At 61.8% G+C, this 15,891-nt stretch carries 16 protein-coding genes; 11 read left to right on the top strand and 5 right to left on the bottom strand.

All coding sequences use genetic code 11. The annotated features are described in order from the left end of the window. Window positions 1–2: 2 nt before the first annotated feature. The 4 genes from BM026_RS14270 to BM026_RS14255 all read right to left on the bottom strand — a co-directional run bounded on the left by BM026_RS14270 (window position 3) and on the right by BM026_RS14255 (window position 2,675). Window positions 3–632, bottom strand: a complete 630-nt coding sequence (locus tag BM026_RS14270) for a DUF1120 domain-containing protein (RefSeq protein ID WP_071488599.1) — start codon at window positions 630–632, stop codon at window positions 3–5. Window positions 633–719: 87 nt separating this feature from the next. Further along, on the bottom strand, window positions 720–1,343 hold the full coding sequence (locus BM026_RS14265; protein WP_092240889.1) for a DUF1120 domain-containing protein: 624 nt from the start codon (window positions 1,341–1,343) through the stop codon (window positions 720–722). A gap of 35 nt (window positions 1,344–1,378) precedes the next feature. Continuing rightward, complete coding sequence (locus BM026_RS14260) at window positions 1,379–2,002, bottom strand: DUF1120 domain-containing protein (protein WP_092240891.1); 624 nt, start codon at window positions 2,000–2,002, stop codon at window positions 1,379–1,381. Window positions 2,003–2,039: 37 nt separating this feature from the next. Next, window positions 2,040–2,675 (bottom strand): DUF1120 domain-containing protein, encoded by a 636-nt coding sequence (locus BM026_RS14255; protein ID WP_092240893.1) that lies wholly within the window; start codon window positions 2,673–2,675, stop codon window positions 2,040–2,042. 535 nt (window positions 2,676–3,210) lie between these two features. On the opposite strand from BM026_RS14255, the gene BM026_RS14245 reads away from it, so the two are divergent. From BM026_RS14245 to dacB, 8 genes are all read left to right on the top strand, one after another. Further along, window positions 3,211–3,948: a response regulator gene (locus BM026_RS14245; RefSeq protein ID WP_256572925.1), complete on the top strand. Its 738-nt coding sequence runs from the start codon at window positions 3,211–3,213 to the stop codon at window positions 3,946–3,948. Window positions 3,949–4,144: 196 nt separating this feature from the next. Next, window positions 4,145–4,777 carry a response regulator gene (locus BM026_RS14240; protein WP_092240897.1) on the top strand — a complete coding sequence of 211 codons (633 nt, stop codon included), beginning with the start codon at window positions 4,145–4,147 and terminating at the stop codon, window positions 4,775–4,777. A 320-nt stretch (window positions 4,778–5,097) separates the two neighbouring features. After that, entirely contained in the window at window positions 5,098–5,640 is a 543-nt protein-coding gene (locus BM026_RS14235) for a DUF1120 domain-containing protein (protein WP_256575342.1), read from the top strand. Between the two features lie 96 nt (window positions 5,641–5,736). Next, window positions 5,737–6,207, top strand: a complete 471-nt coding sequence (locus BM026_RS14230; protein ID WP_093119638.1) for a nuclear transport factor 2 family protein — start codon at window positions 5,737–5,739, stop codon at window positions 6,205–6,207. A 37-nt stretch (window positions 6,208–6,244) separates the two neighbouring features. After that, entirely contained in the window at window positions 6,245–6,517 is a 273-nt protein-coding gene (locus tag BM026_RS14225) for a GIY-YIG nuclease family protein (protein ID WP_071488606.1), read from the top strand. A 75-nt stretch (window positions 6,518–6,592) separates the two neighbouring features. Then, on the top strand, window positions 6,593–7,528 hold the full coding sequence (locus BM026_RS14220) for a glutathione S-transferase family protein (protein ID WP_093529088.1): 936 nt from the start codon (window positions 6,593–6,595) through the stop codon (window positions 7,526–7,528). A 109-nt stretch (window positions 7,529–7,637) separates the two neighbouring features. After that, on the top strand, window positions 7,638–10,055 hold the full coding sequence (locus BM026_RS14215) for a TonB-dependent siderophore receptor (protein ID WP_093512379.1): 2,418 nt from the start codon (window positions 7,638–7,640) through the stop codon (window positions 10,053–10,055). Between the two features lie 234 nt (window positions 10,056–10,289). Continuing rightward, the gene (gene dacB, locus BM026_RS14210) at window positions 10,290–11,747 is read left to right on the top strand and encodes a D-alanyl-D-alanine carboxypeptidase/D-alanyl-D-alanine endopeptidase (RefSeq protein ID WP_093529085.1); all 1,458 of its coding nucleotides are present in this window, start codon (window positions 10,290–10,292) and stop codon (window positions 11,745–11,747) included. A 1-nt stretch (window position 11,748) separates the two neighbouring features. Here the strand turns inward: dacB and BM026_RS14205 are convergent, their stop codons facing one another. Next, a complete protein-coding gene (locus BM026_RS14205) occupies window positions 11,749–12,528 on the bottom strand; it encodes an IclR family transcriptional regulator (RefSeq protein WP_071488610.1) in 780 nt (259 codons plus the stop codon). 120 nt (window positions 12,529–12,648) lie between these two features. Between BM026_RS14205 and hmgA the strand changes: the two genes are divergently transcribed. From hmgA to maiA, 3 genes are read left to right on the top strand one after another with little or no spacing between them, the layout of a single operon-like run. Next, entirely contained in the window at window positions 12,649–13,932 is a 1,284-nt protein-coding gene (hmgA, locus tag BM026_RS14200) for a homogentisate 1,2-dioxygenase (protein WP_093119623.1), read from the top strand. A 3-nt stretch (window positions 13,933–13,935) separates the two neighbouring features. Further along, a complete protein-coding gene (gene fahA, locus BM026_RS14195; RefSeq protein ID WP_071488612.1) occupies window positions 13,936–15,222 on the top strand; it encodes a fumarylacetoacetase in 1,287 nt (428 codons plus the stop codon). 12 nt (window positions 15,223–15,234) lie between these two features. Continuing rightward, entirely contained in the window at window positions 15,235–15,870 is a 636-nt protein-coding gene (gene maiA, locus BM026_RS14190; RefSeq protein ID WP_093119619.1) for a maleylacetoacetate isomerase, read from the top strand. Window positions 15,871–15,891 lie beyond the last annotated feature (21 nt).

Below are 15,891 nucleotides of genomic sequence, written 5' to 3'. Positions count from 1 at the left end.
GGCTACAGATACCTCAGGTCAAGCACGATGGAACCGTCCAGAGGGACTTCCTGCTTGAGGGTCAAATAGGCGGCCGCATTGATCGACGTATTGACTTGCAACGTGGCCGCGATCTGGCGGTGGGGTTCCGGCACCAACGTGCCGGGGTGAGCGAACCCCATGTAATTGTTCGGGTAGGCATTGCTTTCCGGGAACCAGGTCAGGCCCTGATTGCTGGACGCCAGCACCAATACGCGCTCGCCGTCGCCCATCACGTCGCGAAAGGCAATGGACACGGTGCCGAGTCGTTCGGTGGGCGCGTGGACGTTATGGCCCAGGCCATAGTAAAAGCCCGGGCCCAGGGATGAATCGGCGCGATTGTCCAAGCCCACCAATACAAACAGCACTGACTCGTTGCAGCTCACATTCAGGTCCAGGGCCTGGGTGGGCAAGACGCTGAATTCGTATTGGTTGAGACTGCGTGCCGGCACCAATCCGTGGTCGACGATGCCGTTGGCCGACAGCGTCGGTGTACACGCGCTGGGGGTGATTATCCCGGTCACATTCAATTCGGTACTGGAGGCCGCCAACGCTGCGGGCCCGCTACAGAGCAGGCAAAGCATGGCAAGAAGGCGTGAAGAGGTGTGCTTCATGGGGAGGTTCACCGGTTGCCTGGTTCTTCGTTTCAGTGCAGGACACAGGCAGGTCTCATGACCTGCCTGTGTGCGTTTCGAGTGGGCTTAGAGGTAGCGCACCGTCACGGTCACCGAACCGTCGATGGCCACCTCGTTGGTCAGCGTCAATTGGCTGGAGGGGGCGATCTTGGGGCTGACCGTCAGGTCCGAGGTCAGCACCTGCACCGGGATGGGCGTGTCGACGGCGGTGTCGGCCACCGAGATCAGGTTGTCGGGCGTCAAGTTGCGCGCAACGACCCAGGTGACACCGCCGTCGACCGAGGTGATCGGCCGCCCCTCCACACCATCGGCAATCGGCGTGTTCAGGCTCAGACCCATGGCCCCGAGCTTCTGCGTACCGTTGATCAGGCCCAGGCCGAATTCCGTGATGTCGCCGCCGTAGTTCGAGCCGGCACGGTTGTCATCGGCGTCCAGGGCCATGAGGGTAGCCGCATCACAGGTGACGGTCAGTTGTACGGTTTGCTCGGTGAGGGGCGTTACCTGGTCGACATTCAAATCCTTGGCGGAAATCTTGCCGTAGTCCACAGACCCGCTATTGGACAGGGCTGGAGTGCAGGCACTGGGGGTGATCAGGCCCTTGACGGTGAGATCGACGCTGGAGGCCGCGAAGGCGCTGGCGCTACCGGCCAGCAGTACGCTGGCGAACAAGGTATTCAAGGAAAGTTTCATGGTCAGGCTCCATATAAAGGGCAAGGGAAAAAGGGTTACCAGTACTTGAGTTGCAACGTGGCACTGCCATCGATCGGCAGCTCGTCCAGCAGGGTCAGGTCGCGGGCCGGGGCGATGATGGTGAAGGCCCGCAGGCGAGCGCTGAGCTCGGTGATGGCAATGGGGGTATAGGGGGCGCCCGCGGCGGCGAAGGCGGTGAGTGCGGCGTGCCCCAGGTAGGACGACGGCCCCCAGCTAGCACCGCCGTCCCGCGACATGATGGCCTGCACCGGTGTCGAATCCGCCACGGGTTCGAACAGTCCGAGCGCGACGCTGCCCAGCATCTGGTCATCGTTGACCACTCCCAGCCCGTGGAACACCGGATTGATGGCCGACGTTCCGCCACGGTTATCGACGGTGGTCAGGGTGAAATGCGTGGCGCCCTCGCAATGCACATCCAGTTGCATTTCACCGGGGAGCAAACGGGTCGGCAGATCGATGTCCAGGTCCCGACCGGTCAACTTGCCATGATCGACGACGCCCTCATTGGACAGGCTGGGGGTGCATGAACTGGGCGTAATGGTGCCCGAGACATTCAGGTCGGTAGTGCTGGCTGCGAAGGCTGCGGGAGCGCAGGTACTCAGTAACAGGGCAAGTGTGGCGCAGGTGTTTCTGTCCATCGGCACGGGTCCTTGTGTGAAGGGAAAGCAGTGGGGCTTACAGGTAGCGCAACTCCAACGTGGCGGAGCCGTCGAGGGGTTGTTCCTCGGTCAGGGTCAGGGTGCTGGTGGCGGCGATGACCGCGTAGATGCGCAGGTCGCTGCTCAAGGCGCGGATCGGGATTGGCGCCCAGGTCCCTGCGGCCTCAGTGCCGAATCCGGCCAGGCGGTCGCGGGTCCATAACGCGTTTTCGCTGCTCTGCTGCCAGGTGGCACCGTTGTCCCTGGATGCGAGGGTGGCGACCTGCACGCCGTCGGCGGTGGCGTTGTTCAGGCCCAGGTCAAAGGCACCTACCCGTTCGGTCTGGTTGATCAACCCCAGTCCATAGGAGGTCGGGCCGCCGATGGAGCTGCCGTCGCGGTTATCCAGGCCGATGAAGGCATACAGCGTGGCGGCTTCGCACTCCACGCCCAATTGCAACGTCGCGGGCGGCAACGCCTTGGCGCTGTGTTCGTAGAGATCGGCGGCGGATATCTTGCCAAAATCGACCACCCCGCCGCCGCTGAGCGAAGGGGTACAAGCGCTTGGCGTGATCAGGCCGGAGACGTTCAGGTCGGTGCTGCTGGCAGCCAGCAACGGGGTTGCAGTGGTCATCAGCAAGGTAGTGAAGAGCAGGGCATATTGGGCTTTCATGTGAACAGCGCATTCCTGGGCAAAGTGTTGGCACGAAGGGCAGTCAGTGGCTCGGGCGGGGCGCTGGCGTCGCAATATTGGAGGGATGTTGTAGGCGGCGACGCGCCTCTTGTTGCCTTGAGCCGGGACATATTTAACGCCCGTTCCCCTGGGGGCTGGAATGCAACAATTACGATAATGGCGCTGCCTGATACCGCTGCGATTTGCTGTTGGAATGTGCAGATCAACATGTAAGGAAAGTGGCTTAGTCGTAGTTGTTGTATCGCTCAAACTCATTCGTTCGGATATTTTTCGCGCTCTTTTTTAATCGATCCGGCTTCTTTTGAATGAAGCGGAATGTCTTTGCGCGAAAAGTTCGAGTGAAATCGTCTGACAGGCCATAAACCTTTTCAGGCGTCTCCTTGCGCCAGGTAAGCCTGGTGAGCTGATCGCTCTGCATGAGGTTGTTATGCCGGGCAATGCTCCACGTCGTTATTCACGAAAGGCTTCGCCCCCGGCTGATGTTCCCGCCCACTGGCAGCAGGCCCGGGTCCTGGTGGTCGATGATCATGCAACCTATCGATTGCTGGTCGGGTCATTGCTGCAGATGCTGGGGGTCGCCCACGAAGCCTGCGGCGATGGCCGCATGGCGCTGCACGCCTTGGAGACGGGGCATTTTGACTTGGTCATTACCGACTGCCGAATGCCGGTGATGGATGGCTTCGCCATGACGCGTGAATGGCGTCGACGCGAGTACGGCAAGAGCCGGCCTGGTATCCCCATCATTGCCATGACCGGACGCCTGGGGCCGGAAGAGATTCGCCGTTGCCTGGAATCCGGGATGGATGGGTGGCTGGTCAAACCCATCAACCTGGGCCAGTTGCACGAGTTACTGACGCAGTGGCTGGCGCCGGCGCCGTTGCTCTGCGCCCGTGGCCGGCAACCGCAGTCGCCGCGTCGTCGACGGGAACGATTCCCTTCCCGTGACAGCCTCATCGCGACCTTTGGCTCCTGGTCGGTGGTAGAGGCGATGTTGACAAGCCTGCTGCGAGAGGCCCGCGACGACTTGGAAGTGCTGGTGCAGGCGCGTATCAGCGGCGACGCCACGCTGACCTCGCAGCGCTTGCACCGACTGGCGGGCAGCGTGGCGTTTCTGGGAGCGACGGTTTTGGAGCGGCGGGCCGCGGTGTTGATTGACCGGGTACAGGCCAATGGGGTGGGAAGGAATCGGCAGGCATTGGAGCGATTCCACCGCGATGTCGAGTGTTATCTGCAGCGGTTGCATCAACTTTAAACTGAGATGCTTGTAAGAAGTTTCTTTGCTGATATGTAGGATTTATCTGTATGTAATTTCCTTTTGTTTTGTGGGTTAAATGCCGACTTCCAGCGACGTGGGGGGTAACGCGCAATCACCCAGTTATTTCAGGTTGTTACATGAGGCAGAGCGCGCTATTTTGCGTAAATTCAAATTGCCATCACGGATAGTGTCGATGATTCGCATAATTATTGCTGACGATCACCCTATAGTTCGGATTGGGCAAAAAGTGGTGATCGAGGCAAGTGGTAAATACAAAGTCGTAGGAGAAGCCAACGGGCCGGATGAGTTGTTGGCACTGGTGAGCGGTATCCCGTGCGATATCATCGTGACCGACTTTGCGATGCCAGGGAACCAACAGGCAGATGGGTATGGCTTGTTGGGCTTGTTGCATCGGCAATACCCCAAATTGCCGGTGATTTTGGTGACGATGTTCGCCAACGTTGTGACGCTGCGCGAAGCGTTTGCCCATGGTGCGCGGGCAATCGTGGCCAAGAGCGCGTCGGCGAGGGAGCTGCCCCTGGCTCTGCGGGCGGTGGTCGAGGGGCGTACTTTTGTCAGTGAGTGCCTGCGCCTGCAGATGGAGCAAGCCGACTTGGCGCATCCGTCCCAGCCGCAATTGTCGGGCAAGGAGCGGGAGGTGGTCAGAATGCTCGCCAGTGGCATGACTGTCAGCCAGATTGCCGCACGGGTCAACCGCAGTATCTCGACCATCAGCAAGCAGAAAAGCACGGCCATGCAGCGTTTGTGTATCTCCACCGATGTGGATCTTTTTACCTACGCACGGCAAAGCGGCATGGTGCCTTAGTTGGTGTGGATAATGGATAAGTTGCAGTTTTGTTACAGGCTTGATGGTGATTCGTATTAGTTGTATGGGGGGGTAAGCGTTGGCAGGTTAGTGTGTGTTCATGTACCCGATAGTTATAAATCGGCGACATAAAATACCTATGTCCAACACTGAGCTGAATACAGAGCAGCGTCTTGTTATAAGGCAAGATGCAAGTATCTGTATTGGCTTGAATGCGAGCACTTGAATCAATGAAATACTCACTGTCCCTTATTTCCTCCGTACTCCTGATCACGGCGAGTTCGAACTTGTTTGCCGCGTCCACCATAGACCTGAGCGTCGTGGGTACATTGACCCCTTCCGCCTGCACGCCAGCACTGTCACGCGCAGGAGTGGTCGATCATGGCAAGATTTCCATCGGCGATCTTTCTTACGACGCTTACCTGCCTGAGGCCACGCTGGCGTTGAGTGTCAACTGTGAGGCCGCGACATTGATGGCGGTCAAGGCCACGGATAATCGGTCCGGCAGTGCCTGGTTCGGTAGCGATACCGATGCGGTGTTTGGTTTGGGTTTCTACGGCGGGACCTGGCGCTTGGGCGGGTATCGCTTGATGGTGAAAAACGTCCAGGCCGACGGTGCCGTGGCCCCGGTGATCGAGTCCGTGGATGGCCAGACCTGGTTTCCCATCTCGCAAGATCAAACCTGGCAACCGCTCTGGATGCGCTCTGTAGGTGCGCCCGGTGAAGTCGACGCCATGCCGGTGCCGGTCCAGAACCTGGCGATGGACGTGATGGTACAGACACGGGTCAGAAAACCCAGGGGCGCCATCACCGAAGAGATCCCGCTGGACGGCAGCGCCACCCTGGATATCGTCTACCTCTGACGCACCCTCGTTTATCCATCGGGTGAATGAACATGGTGTTTCCAGGCGCCGCGGATTATCGTGCTGGCCTTATGCCGATAATTGCGGAGCCTGTTCATGAGTGATGCCCACAACGCCTTGATCACCGAGTTCTACAGCGCGTTCCAGCGCCTGGACGCCGAGGCCATGTCGGCCTGCTACACCGACGATGTGGTCTTCAGCGACCCGGCCTTCGGCGAACTGCGCGGCCGGGATGCCGGTGACATGTGGCGCATGCTCACCACCCGCGCCAAGGATTTCTCCCTGACCTTCGACAATGTGCGCAGCGACGACCGTAGCGGTGGCGCTCACTGGGTGGCGACTTACCTGTTCAGCGCCACTGGCAACACAGTGGTCAACGATATCCAGGCGCGCTTTGTGTTTCGCGACGGCAGGATCTGCGAACACCACGATCACTTCGACCTGTGGCGCTGGTCGCGCCAGGCCTTGGGCGCCAAGGGGTTGTTGCTGGGGTGGACGCCGCTGGTGAAAAACGCCGTGCGTGCCCAGGCGCGCAAAGGCTTGAAGGCATTCCAGGCCAGTCGTTGATAAGCTTGGCAACTCCTATGCCTTGCCGAATCGATCCGTGAATACGCCTGACCCCAAACCCTGGTTCGTCTACCTGGTGCGCGCCGCCAATGGCTCGCTGTACTGCGGCATCAGCAATGACCCGGTGCGCCGGTTCGCCTCGCATCAGAGCGGCAAGGGTGCGCGGTTTTTCCTGTCCAGCCCGGCGGTGGCGCTGGTGTACACCGAGCAATGCGCGAGCAAGGGCGAGGCCCTGCGTCAGGAACGGCTGATCAAGAAGTTGAAGAAGAGCGCCAAGGAGTGCCTGGCGGCAAGTGGCTCATTGATTTGACTGATGAGTTCCCATCATGCCCGCGCCAGGGTTTGCAGGCTAAGCTAGCGATTCACTTCTCTCGCGGAGCCTGGCATGTCTGAGTTGATCCTCCACCACTACCCGCAGTCCCCCTTTGCTGAAAAAGCCCGGCTGTTGCTGGGCTTCAAGGGTTTGTCCTGGCGCTCGGTGCATATTTCGCCGGTGATGCCCAAGCCAGACCTCACTGCCCTGACGGGCGGCTATCGCAAGACCCCCGTGCTGCAAATCGGTGCCGATATCTACTGCGACACCGCGCTGATCGCCCGGCGGCTGGAACAGGAAAAAGCCGCTCCGGCCCTGTTTCTCCAAGGCCTGGAACTGGTCACCCAAGGCTTCGCCGCCTGGGCCGACTCGGTGGTGTTCTCCCATGCGGTGGCGCTGGTGTTCCAGCCGGAATCACTGGCGGTCAAGTTCGCCAAGGTGCCGCCGGAAATGCTCCAGGTGCTGGTGGCGGATCGCAGCAAACTGTTCAGCGGCGGCACGGCGACTCGGGTGCAATTGGATGTAGCCAAGCATCAATGGCCGGCGATTGTTGGCCGCATCGATCAGCAACTGCAGCACCAGGCCGGGGATTTCCTGTTCGGCGAGCCGTCGATTGCCGACTTTGCCCTGGCCCATCCCCTGTGGTTCCTCAAAGGCTCTTCAGTGACGTCGCCTTTGGTAGACGCCTATCCCGCCGTTGCCGCCTGGTTGGATCGTGTGCTGGGTTTCGGCCACGGTACCTCCACTCAGATGAGCGCCGAGCAAGCCCTGGACGTGTCGCGCAATGCGACGCCGGCTGCTCTGCCCGAAGAACTGTTTGAAGACTTGAACGGCTTCAAGGCAGGCCAGCAGGTGACCATTTCGGCGACCGACTACGGCACCGACCCGGTCGCCGGCGAACTGCTGTTTGCCGGGCGTGAAGAACTGATCCTGCGCCGCACCGACGAGCGCGCGGGCACCGTGCATGTGCATTTCCCGCGCATCGGTTTTCGCATCCAGGCGCAGTAGGGAAAAATATTTGCAAATAAAAGTGAGGTAAAACCACCGCGCAACCGTGTAGTGCTTGAAACTGCGATCTATTCGCATTAACAGCGTTTTCTACACGGGTTCTCACAGCATGAAGTCAGCGGCGGGCGGTTGGGTTAAACAGTGGCTGGGAGCCTCGGTATTGGCGGTATCGGGGCTGGCGGTGCTGCCCTTGAGCATGGCGCAGGCACAAGAGCAGCAAAGCGCCCAGTTCACCTTTGCCCTGGCAGCCAAGCCGCTGCCCCAGGCCCTGAGCGATTTCAGCCGGGTCACCGGGATCAGCGTGATCTACACCGACGAAGCGCCCTACAGCATCAAAGCCCCGGCGGTCAGCGGCCAGATGAGCGCGATCCAGGCCCTGCAGCGCCTGCTGGGCAATTCCGGCCTGACCTTCCGCCAGATCGACGCTCGCACCCTGGCCCTTGAGCCGGTGCCCACCGAAGGCGCGGTCAACCTCGGCGCCACCACCATCAGCGGTGCCAGCCAGGCCCAGGACAGCACCAGCTACCAGCCACCACCCACCAGTTCGGTGATGCGCTCCCATGGCCTGCTGCTGGAGACTCCGCAAACCGTCAACGTGGTCCCGGCCCAAGTGCTGCGCGACCAGACCCCGCGCAACCTGGATGACGCCCTGGGCAATATCAGCGGCATCACCCAGGCCAACACTCTGGCCAGCACCCAGGACGCGGTGATGCTGCGCGGCTTTGGCGACAACCGTAACGGCTCGATCATGCGTGACGGCATGCCCATCGTGCAGGGCCGTGCGCTGAACGCCACGGCGGAGCGGGTCGAAGTGCTCAAGGGGCCGGCGTCGTTGCTGTACGGCATCCAGGACCCGGGCGGCGTGGTTAACATCGTCAGTAAAAGGCCTGAACTGGTCCAGTCCACCGCCCTGACCGTACGCGGCTCCACCTTCGGTGACGGCAAGAACGGCAGCGGCGGCAGCCTCGACACCACCGGCCCGATTGGCGACAGCGGCCTGGCCTATCGGCTGATCGTCGACCATGAAGATGAAGATTACTGGCGCAACTTCGGCACCCACCGCGAGAGCCTGATCGCGCCGTCGCTGGCCTGGTATGGCGACAGCACCCAACTGCTGTTCGCCTATGAGCACCGCGAGTTCCTCACGCCGTTTGACCGTGGCACCGCCATCGACAAGTCCAACCACCCGCTGGACATCCCGGCCACACGTCGTTTGGATGAACCGTTCAACAACATGGAAGGTCGCTCCGACCTTTACCGCTTCGAAGCCGACCACGACCTGAACGACGACTGGAAAGCCCACTTCGGCTACAGCTGGAACCGCGAGACCTATGACGCCAGCCAGGTGCGCGTCAGCGCGGTAAACACCAACGGCACCCTGACCCGCAAGATGGATGGCACCAAGGGAGCGATCACCACCGACCGTTTCGCCACTGCAAGCCTGGAAGGCAAGGTCAATGTGTTCGGCCTGCAGAACGATGTGGTGTTCGGCCTGGATGATGAGTACCGCAAGATCTACCGCGCTGACCTGATCCGCCAGAATTCGCGCGGCACCTTCAACTACAACAACCCGGTGTATGGCAACGAAGTGGCGGGCACCACCGTCAGCCCCGCCGACAGCGCCCAGACCGACCTGCTGCGCAGCGACTCGCTGTTCTTCCAGGATGCGATTCACCTCAACGACCAATGGATTTTTGTCGCCGGTGCGCGCTACCAGATGTACGACCAATACGCTGGCAAAGGCGTACCGTTCAAGGCCAACACCAACGGCAATGGCCAGGCCTGGGTGCCGCGTGCTGGGCTGGTGTACCGCTACACCGATGAGTTGTCGTTCTATGGCAGCTACACCGAATCGTTCAAGCCCAACTCCACCATTGCTGCCTTGGCCGACGGCAGCACGCTGACTGGCGACCTGACGCCCGAGAAATCCAAGTCCTGGGAGCTGGGGGCCAAGCTCGACATCCCTGGGCGCATCACGGCCAGTGCCGCGTTGTTCACCATCGACAAGCGCAACGTGCTGGTATCGGTCGGTTCCGGCGCGAACACTATCTACAGCATTGCCGGCCAGGTGCGTTCCCGCGGCCTGGAACTGGACGCCACCGGGCAACTGACCGACAAGTGGAGCCTGATCGGCAGCTACGCCTACACCGACGCCGAAGACATCAAGGACAAGGACCCGACCCTGGAAGGCAACCGCCTGCAGAACGTGGCCAAGCACACCGGCTCGCTGTCGGTGGCCTATGACTTCGGCAACGTGTTCGGGGGCGATCAGTTACGGGTGGGGACCGGCGCGCGGTATGTCGGCGAGCGTGCAGGCGATGCCGCCAACGATTTCACCCTGCCGGGGTACACCGTGGCGGATGCGTTTGCCACGTATGACACCAGGATTGACGGGCAGAAGGTCAAGTTCCAGCTCAACGTGAAGAACCTGTTCGACCGCGTCTACTACACCTCGGCGGCCAGCCGGTTGTTTGTGTCCATGGGGGATGCGCGTCAGGTGTCGGTGTCGAGCACCCTGGAGTTCTGATGCGCCTATTGTGTGGCGAACTGGCTTCCGTGGTGAGCAGGCTTCTGTGGCGAGCGGGCTTGCCCCGCGTTGGGCCGCGCAGCGGCCCCAAACCTGGTCGGTGAGAAATAACTGGTATAGCGCGGTGTTCTGATGGGGGCTGCTGCGCAGCCCAACGCAGGGCAAGCCTGCTCGCCACAGGGGGAGGGAGCTGTTAGCGTTGCTGCCACTGACCGCTTTAGGAAAACGCTACTGATGTACTTTGGAAAATGGATATCCACCAGCGGGATGCTGGTGGGCTTGAGCTTATTGCTGGGTGGCTGCGCGAGTGTTTCCCAGACGTCCACCCCAACCATCATCGACCAGTTGATGGCCGACCCGGCCCTCAACGGCGCCACTGTGTCCCTGATGGTGCGTGATGCCCGCAGCGGCAGCACCCTCTATCAACACAACCCGCGAACCCGCCTGATTCCCGCATCCAATCTCAAGCTGCTCACCACCGCAGCGGCGATGGATGTGCTGGGGCCGCAGTATCGTTTTTCCACGCAACTGTTGAGCAACGGCACGCAACAAGGCGAGCGTCTCAGCGGCAACCTGTACCTCAAGGGCCTGGGCGACCCGACCACGCAGTTCGCCGACTACCAGGCATTGGCGGCACAGCTTGCCGGCCAGGGCGTGCGTCAGATCCAGGGCGACCTGGTGTTCGACGATAGCTTTTTCGACGCCGAACGCCTGGGCGTGGATTGGGCCCAGGACGACGAAAGCACCTACTACGGCGCGCAAATTTCGGCGCTGACCGTGTCACCCAATTCTGATTTTGATGCGGGCACGTTGCTGGTCACCGCCAAAGCCCCCGCCGTGGTGGGTCAGCCGGTCAGCGTGTTGGTGAGTCCGTCCACCGACTACGTGCAACTGGACAACCGTGCTGTCAGCGGCCCCGGCAACAATTACGGCATCACCCGCCAGCACGGCACCAACCTGCTGCAACTCACCGGCGCGTTGGCGCCGGGCAAGCAAAGCCGGCAGTGGGTGAGCGTGTGGGAGCCGACGCAACTGGTGGCGAATCTGTTTGAGCAAGCACTGGCGCAGCAAGGCATCCAAGTGCTCGGGCGTCGTGTGATCGGCGGTGCCAGTCCTGCGACGGCCAAGGTCGTGGCGGAACATCAGTCGGCGCCATTGCAGGAGCTGATCACGCCGCTGCTCAAGCTTTCGAACAACAACATGTCCGAAGCCTTGCTCAAGGCCATGGGGCGCAAGACGTCCAATGCGGGCACGGCGCAGGCGGGGGTGGCCGCGGTGGCGGACTTCATGCGGCGTCAGGGCCTGGACCCGACGACTCTCAGCCAGGTCGACGGTTCGGGCCTGTCGCGGCGTAACCTGGTGTCTTCCCAAGGCCTCACCGATCTGCTGCTGGCCACCGCCAGACAGCCGTGGTTCGACGCCTGGTACAACGCCTTGCCGATTGCCGGCAACCCGGACCGCATGACCGGTGGCAGCCTGCGCTATCGCCTGAGTGGGACGCCTGCGCAAAACAACCTGCACGCCAAGACCGGCTCCATGGCCGGCGTGTCGTCGCTGAGCGGCTACATCAGCGACGCCCAGGGCCGGCGCCTGGTGTTTTCAATGATCAGTAACAACTACCTGAGCAGCGCCGCGCCGATCCGCGCCCTGGAGAACCGCGTGGCGTTGGCCCTGACCCAATGGCACGATTAGTTCAGGGCTGATAACCCATGCGCCAACTCACGGCCCGGGTCGCCGCCAGCAAGCGCTGCGCCGCCGGGCCGTCTTCATCGGCATGGAACAACGAGGTAGGGCCGACCACGGTCATCACTGCCGCGACTTGGCCGATGGCGTTGAACACCGGTGCGGACAGCGCATCGACGCCGGGCATCAACAAACCATGCACAAAGTGCAGGCCACGGCTGCGGATCTGTTCGCAGGTGATGGCGTAGGCCTGGTCGTCCGCCAACGCATGGGCGATGCCGGCCTGGATCTCACGTTCGCGCAGCTCCACGGTTTCCCGCGACGGCAGGAAGGCGCTGAACACCAGCCCGGTGGACGAGCTGAGCAACGGCAGCACCGAACCCAGCTGCGTCACCACCGTCACCGCCCGCACCGCCGGTTCGATCTGCACCACGGTCGCGCCCTGGTTGCCCCACACCGCCAAAAAGCAGGTTTCATTCAATTCATCGCGCAACTCCGCCAGGGGCAGTGCGCCGACTTTCAGCACGTCCATACTGCCCAGCGCCGCCAGGCCCACACGCAACGCTTCGCGGCCCAGGCCATAGTGGTTGGTGGCGGTGTTCTGTTCGGCGAAACCCGAGGCGATCAGCGCCTGCAGGTAGCGGTGCACCTTGCTGGCCGGCATCTGTACGTGTTCGGCCAGGCGTGACAGCGACGTGGCCGGGGACAACTCGGCCAGGGCCTTGAGAATATCGGTGCCCACTTCGGCCGAGCGGACTTTCTGTTTACCGGTGTCGCGGGGCTTTTCCATGGAGGGACGAGAATCCGAGAGATGAATGGGCGTCTTTATAGCTTGACGGTCGATAGTGATCAAATTACGTTATGCGTAACTGGATTACGATAAAAACAACTTCCGTGCAGAGGATGATCCATGAACCTCGAATACCTGTCGGGCTTCGGCAATGAATTCGCCAGCGAAGCCTTGCCCGGCGCACTGCCCGTCGGCCAGAACTCCCCGCAAAAAGCGCCTTACGGTTTGTACACCGAACTGTTCTCCGGCACCGCGTTCACCATGGCCCGCAGCGAAGCCCGGCGTACCTGGCTGTACCGCATCCAGCCGTCGGCCAATCACCCGGCGTTTATCAGGCTTGAACGACAGTTGGCCGGTGGTCCGCTGGGCGCGGTGACGCCCAATCGCCTGCGCTGGAACCCGCTGGATATGCCGAGCGAGGCGACGGACTTTATCGACGGGCTGGTCGGGATGGTGGCTAATTCCGGGTCAGAAAAGCCCTCAGGCATCAGCATCCATCACTACCGCGCCAACCGCTCCATGGAGCGTGTGTTCTTCAACGCCGACGGCGAGTTGTTGGTCGTTCCCGAGCAAGGCCGCCTGCGCATCGCCACCGAGCTTGGCGTGTTGGAAGTGGGGCCACTGGAAATCGTCGTGTTGCCTCGTGGCCTGAAGTTCCGCGTCGAGCTGCTGGACGCGCAAGCGCGCGGTTACGTCGCCGAGAACCATGGCGCACCCCTGCGCCTGCCGGACCTGGGCCCCATCGGCAGCAATGGCCTGGCCAATCCGCGTGATTTCCTGACGCCGGTTGCGCACTATGAAGATGTGAAGAAACCGACGACGCTGGTACAGAAATTCCTCGGCGAACTCTGGGCCTGCGAGCTCGACCATTCCCCACTCAACGTGGTCGCCTGGCACGGCAACAACGTGCCGTACAAATACGACCTGCGCCGTTTCAACACGATTGGCACCGTCAGCTTCGATCACCCGGACCCGTCGATCTTTACCGTATTGACCTCGCCCACCAGCACCCACGGCCTGGCCAACCTCGACTTCGTGATCTTCCCGCCGCGCTGGATGGTGGCCGAGAACACCTTCCGCCCGCCGTGGTTCCACCGCAACCTGATGAACGAATACATGGGCCTGATCCAGGGTGCCTACGACGCCAAGGCCGAAGGCTTCCTGCCGGGGGGCGCATCTCTGCACAGCTGCATGAGCGCCCACGGCCCGGACGGCGAGACCTGCACCAAGGCCATCAACGTGGAGCTGGCGCCGCACAAGATCGATAACACCATGGCGTTCATGTTCGAGACCAGCCAGGTGCTGCGCCCGACCCAGTTCGCCCTGGACTGCCCGCAACTGCAACCTGCTTATGACGCGTGCTGGGCCTCGCTGCCCGCTACCTTCAACCCGAACCGGAGATAACCCATGACGCAGCCCACACTCACCCGCAGCTGGGTGGCCTCCGCCAACGGTCACACCGATTTCCCCTTGCAGAACCTGCCACTGGGTGTGTTCAGCATCAACGGCGGTGCGCCACGCAGTGGCGTGGCGATTGGTGACTCGATCCTGGATCTGCATGCCGCCATCGACGAGTTCAGTGGTGATGCCCGCCGCGCCGTCGAGGCTACCGCCGGTGGTCAACTGAACGCATTTTTTGAACTGGGCCGAGGCCCGCGCGTGGCCCTGCGCGAGCGTCTGCTGGAACTGCTGGCCGAAGGCAGCCCATTGCAAACCCGCGAGGCACAGGTACTGCACCGCGCCGCCGATTGCCGGATGCACGTACCGGCGCAGATCAACGACTACACCGACTTCTATGTGGGCATCGAGCACGCGCAGAACGTCGGCAAACTGTTCCGTCCCGATAACCCGCTGCTGCCCAACTACAAGTACGTGCCGATTGGTTACCACGGCCGCGCCTCGACCATCCGCGCCTCGGGCGCCGACGTGCGTCGTCCCAAGGGCCAGACACTGCCGGCCGGCCAGACCGAGCCGACCTTCGGCCCGTGTGCACGCCTGGACTATGAGTTGGAACTGGGTATCTGGATCGGCCAGGGCAACGAGATGGGCGATTCGATTGCCATTGGTGACGCGGCGGACCACATCGCCGGTTTCTGCCTGCTCAATGACTGGTCGGCGCGGGATATCCAGGCCTGGGAATACCAGCCATTGGGGCCGTTCCTGTCGAAAAGCTTCATCACCACCATCTCACCGTGGGTGGTCACGGTCGAGGCACTTGAGCCGTTCCGCACAGCGCAACCGGCGCGCCCCGAAGGCGACCCGCAACCGCTATCGTACTTGCTGGATAAACGCGACCAGGCTGCGGGCGCCCTGGATATCGAATTGGAAGTGCTGCTGACCACCGCCGCGATGCGCGAACAGAACCTGCCGGCATTCCGCCTGGCCCTGAGCAACAGCCTGCACATGTACTGGACTGTCGCGCAATTGGTGGCGCACCACAGCGTCAATGGCTGCCAGTTGCAGGCCGGTGACCTGTTTGGTTCGGGCACCTTGTCCGGGCCGCAGGCGGGCCAGTTCGGCAGCCTGTTGGAAATGACCGAAGGTGGCAAAAAGGCGGTCGAGTTGCCGTCCGGCGAGGTGCGCAAGTTCCTCGAGGATGGCGACGAAATCATCCTGCGCGCCCGCTGCCGCCGCGAAGGCTTTGCCTCCATCGGCTTCGGCGAATGCCGTGGCACCGTGGTCGCGGCGCGCTAGGAGGGCCCGGCGATGGAACTCTACACTTACTACCGTTCCACTGCGTCGTACCGGGTGCGCATTGCCCTGGCGCTCAAGGGCCTGGATTTCACTGCCGTACCGGTCAACCTGCTGGTGCCGGCGGGCGGTGCCAATCGCCAGCCGGAGTACCTGGCGATCAATCCGCAGGGCCGTGTGCCTTCGTTGCGCACCGATGAGGGCGAGCTGTTGATTCAGTCGCCGGCGATCATCGAATACCTGGAAGAACGTTATCCACAGGCACCGCTGCTCTCCAAGGACTTGGCGACCCGCGCCCATGAGCGTGCGGTGGCCTCGATCATCGGCTGCGATATTCATCCGCTGCACAATTCCAGTACCCAGAACCTGCTGCGCCAGTGGGGGCATGACGAGGCGCAAGTGCTGGAATGGATCGGCCATTGGATCAGCCAGGGCCTGGGTACGGTGGAGCAGTTGATCGGTGACACGGGGTTTTGTTTTGGCGAGCAGCCGGGGCTGGCCGATACGTTCCTGATTCCCCAGTTGTATGCGGCGGAACGCTTCAAGGTGCCATTGGCGGCGTACCCGCGCATCGGGCGGGTGGCGGCATTGGCGGCGCAGAATCCGGCGTTTGTGAAAGCACACCCCGCCAATCAACCTGACACGCCTTAGGACACACTGTGGAAGGGTGCA

The organism is Pseudomonas sp. NFPP24 (genome assembly GCF_900112095.1).
Classification (GTDB): Bacteria; Pseudomonadota; Gammaproteobacteria; order Pseudomonadales; family Pseudomonadaceae; genus Aquipseudomonas; species Aquipseudomonas extremorientalis.
Note: the sequence above shows the minus strand (reverse complement) of the source record. Positions and strands in the feature narration are given on the sequence as shown.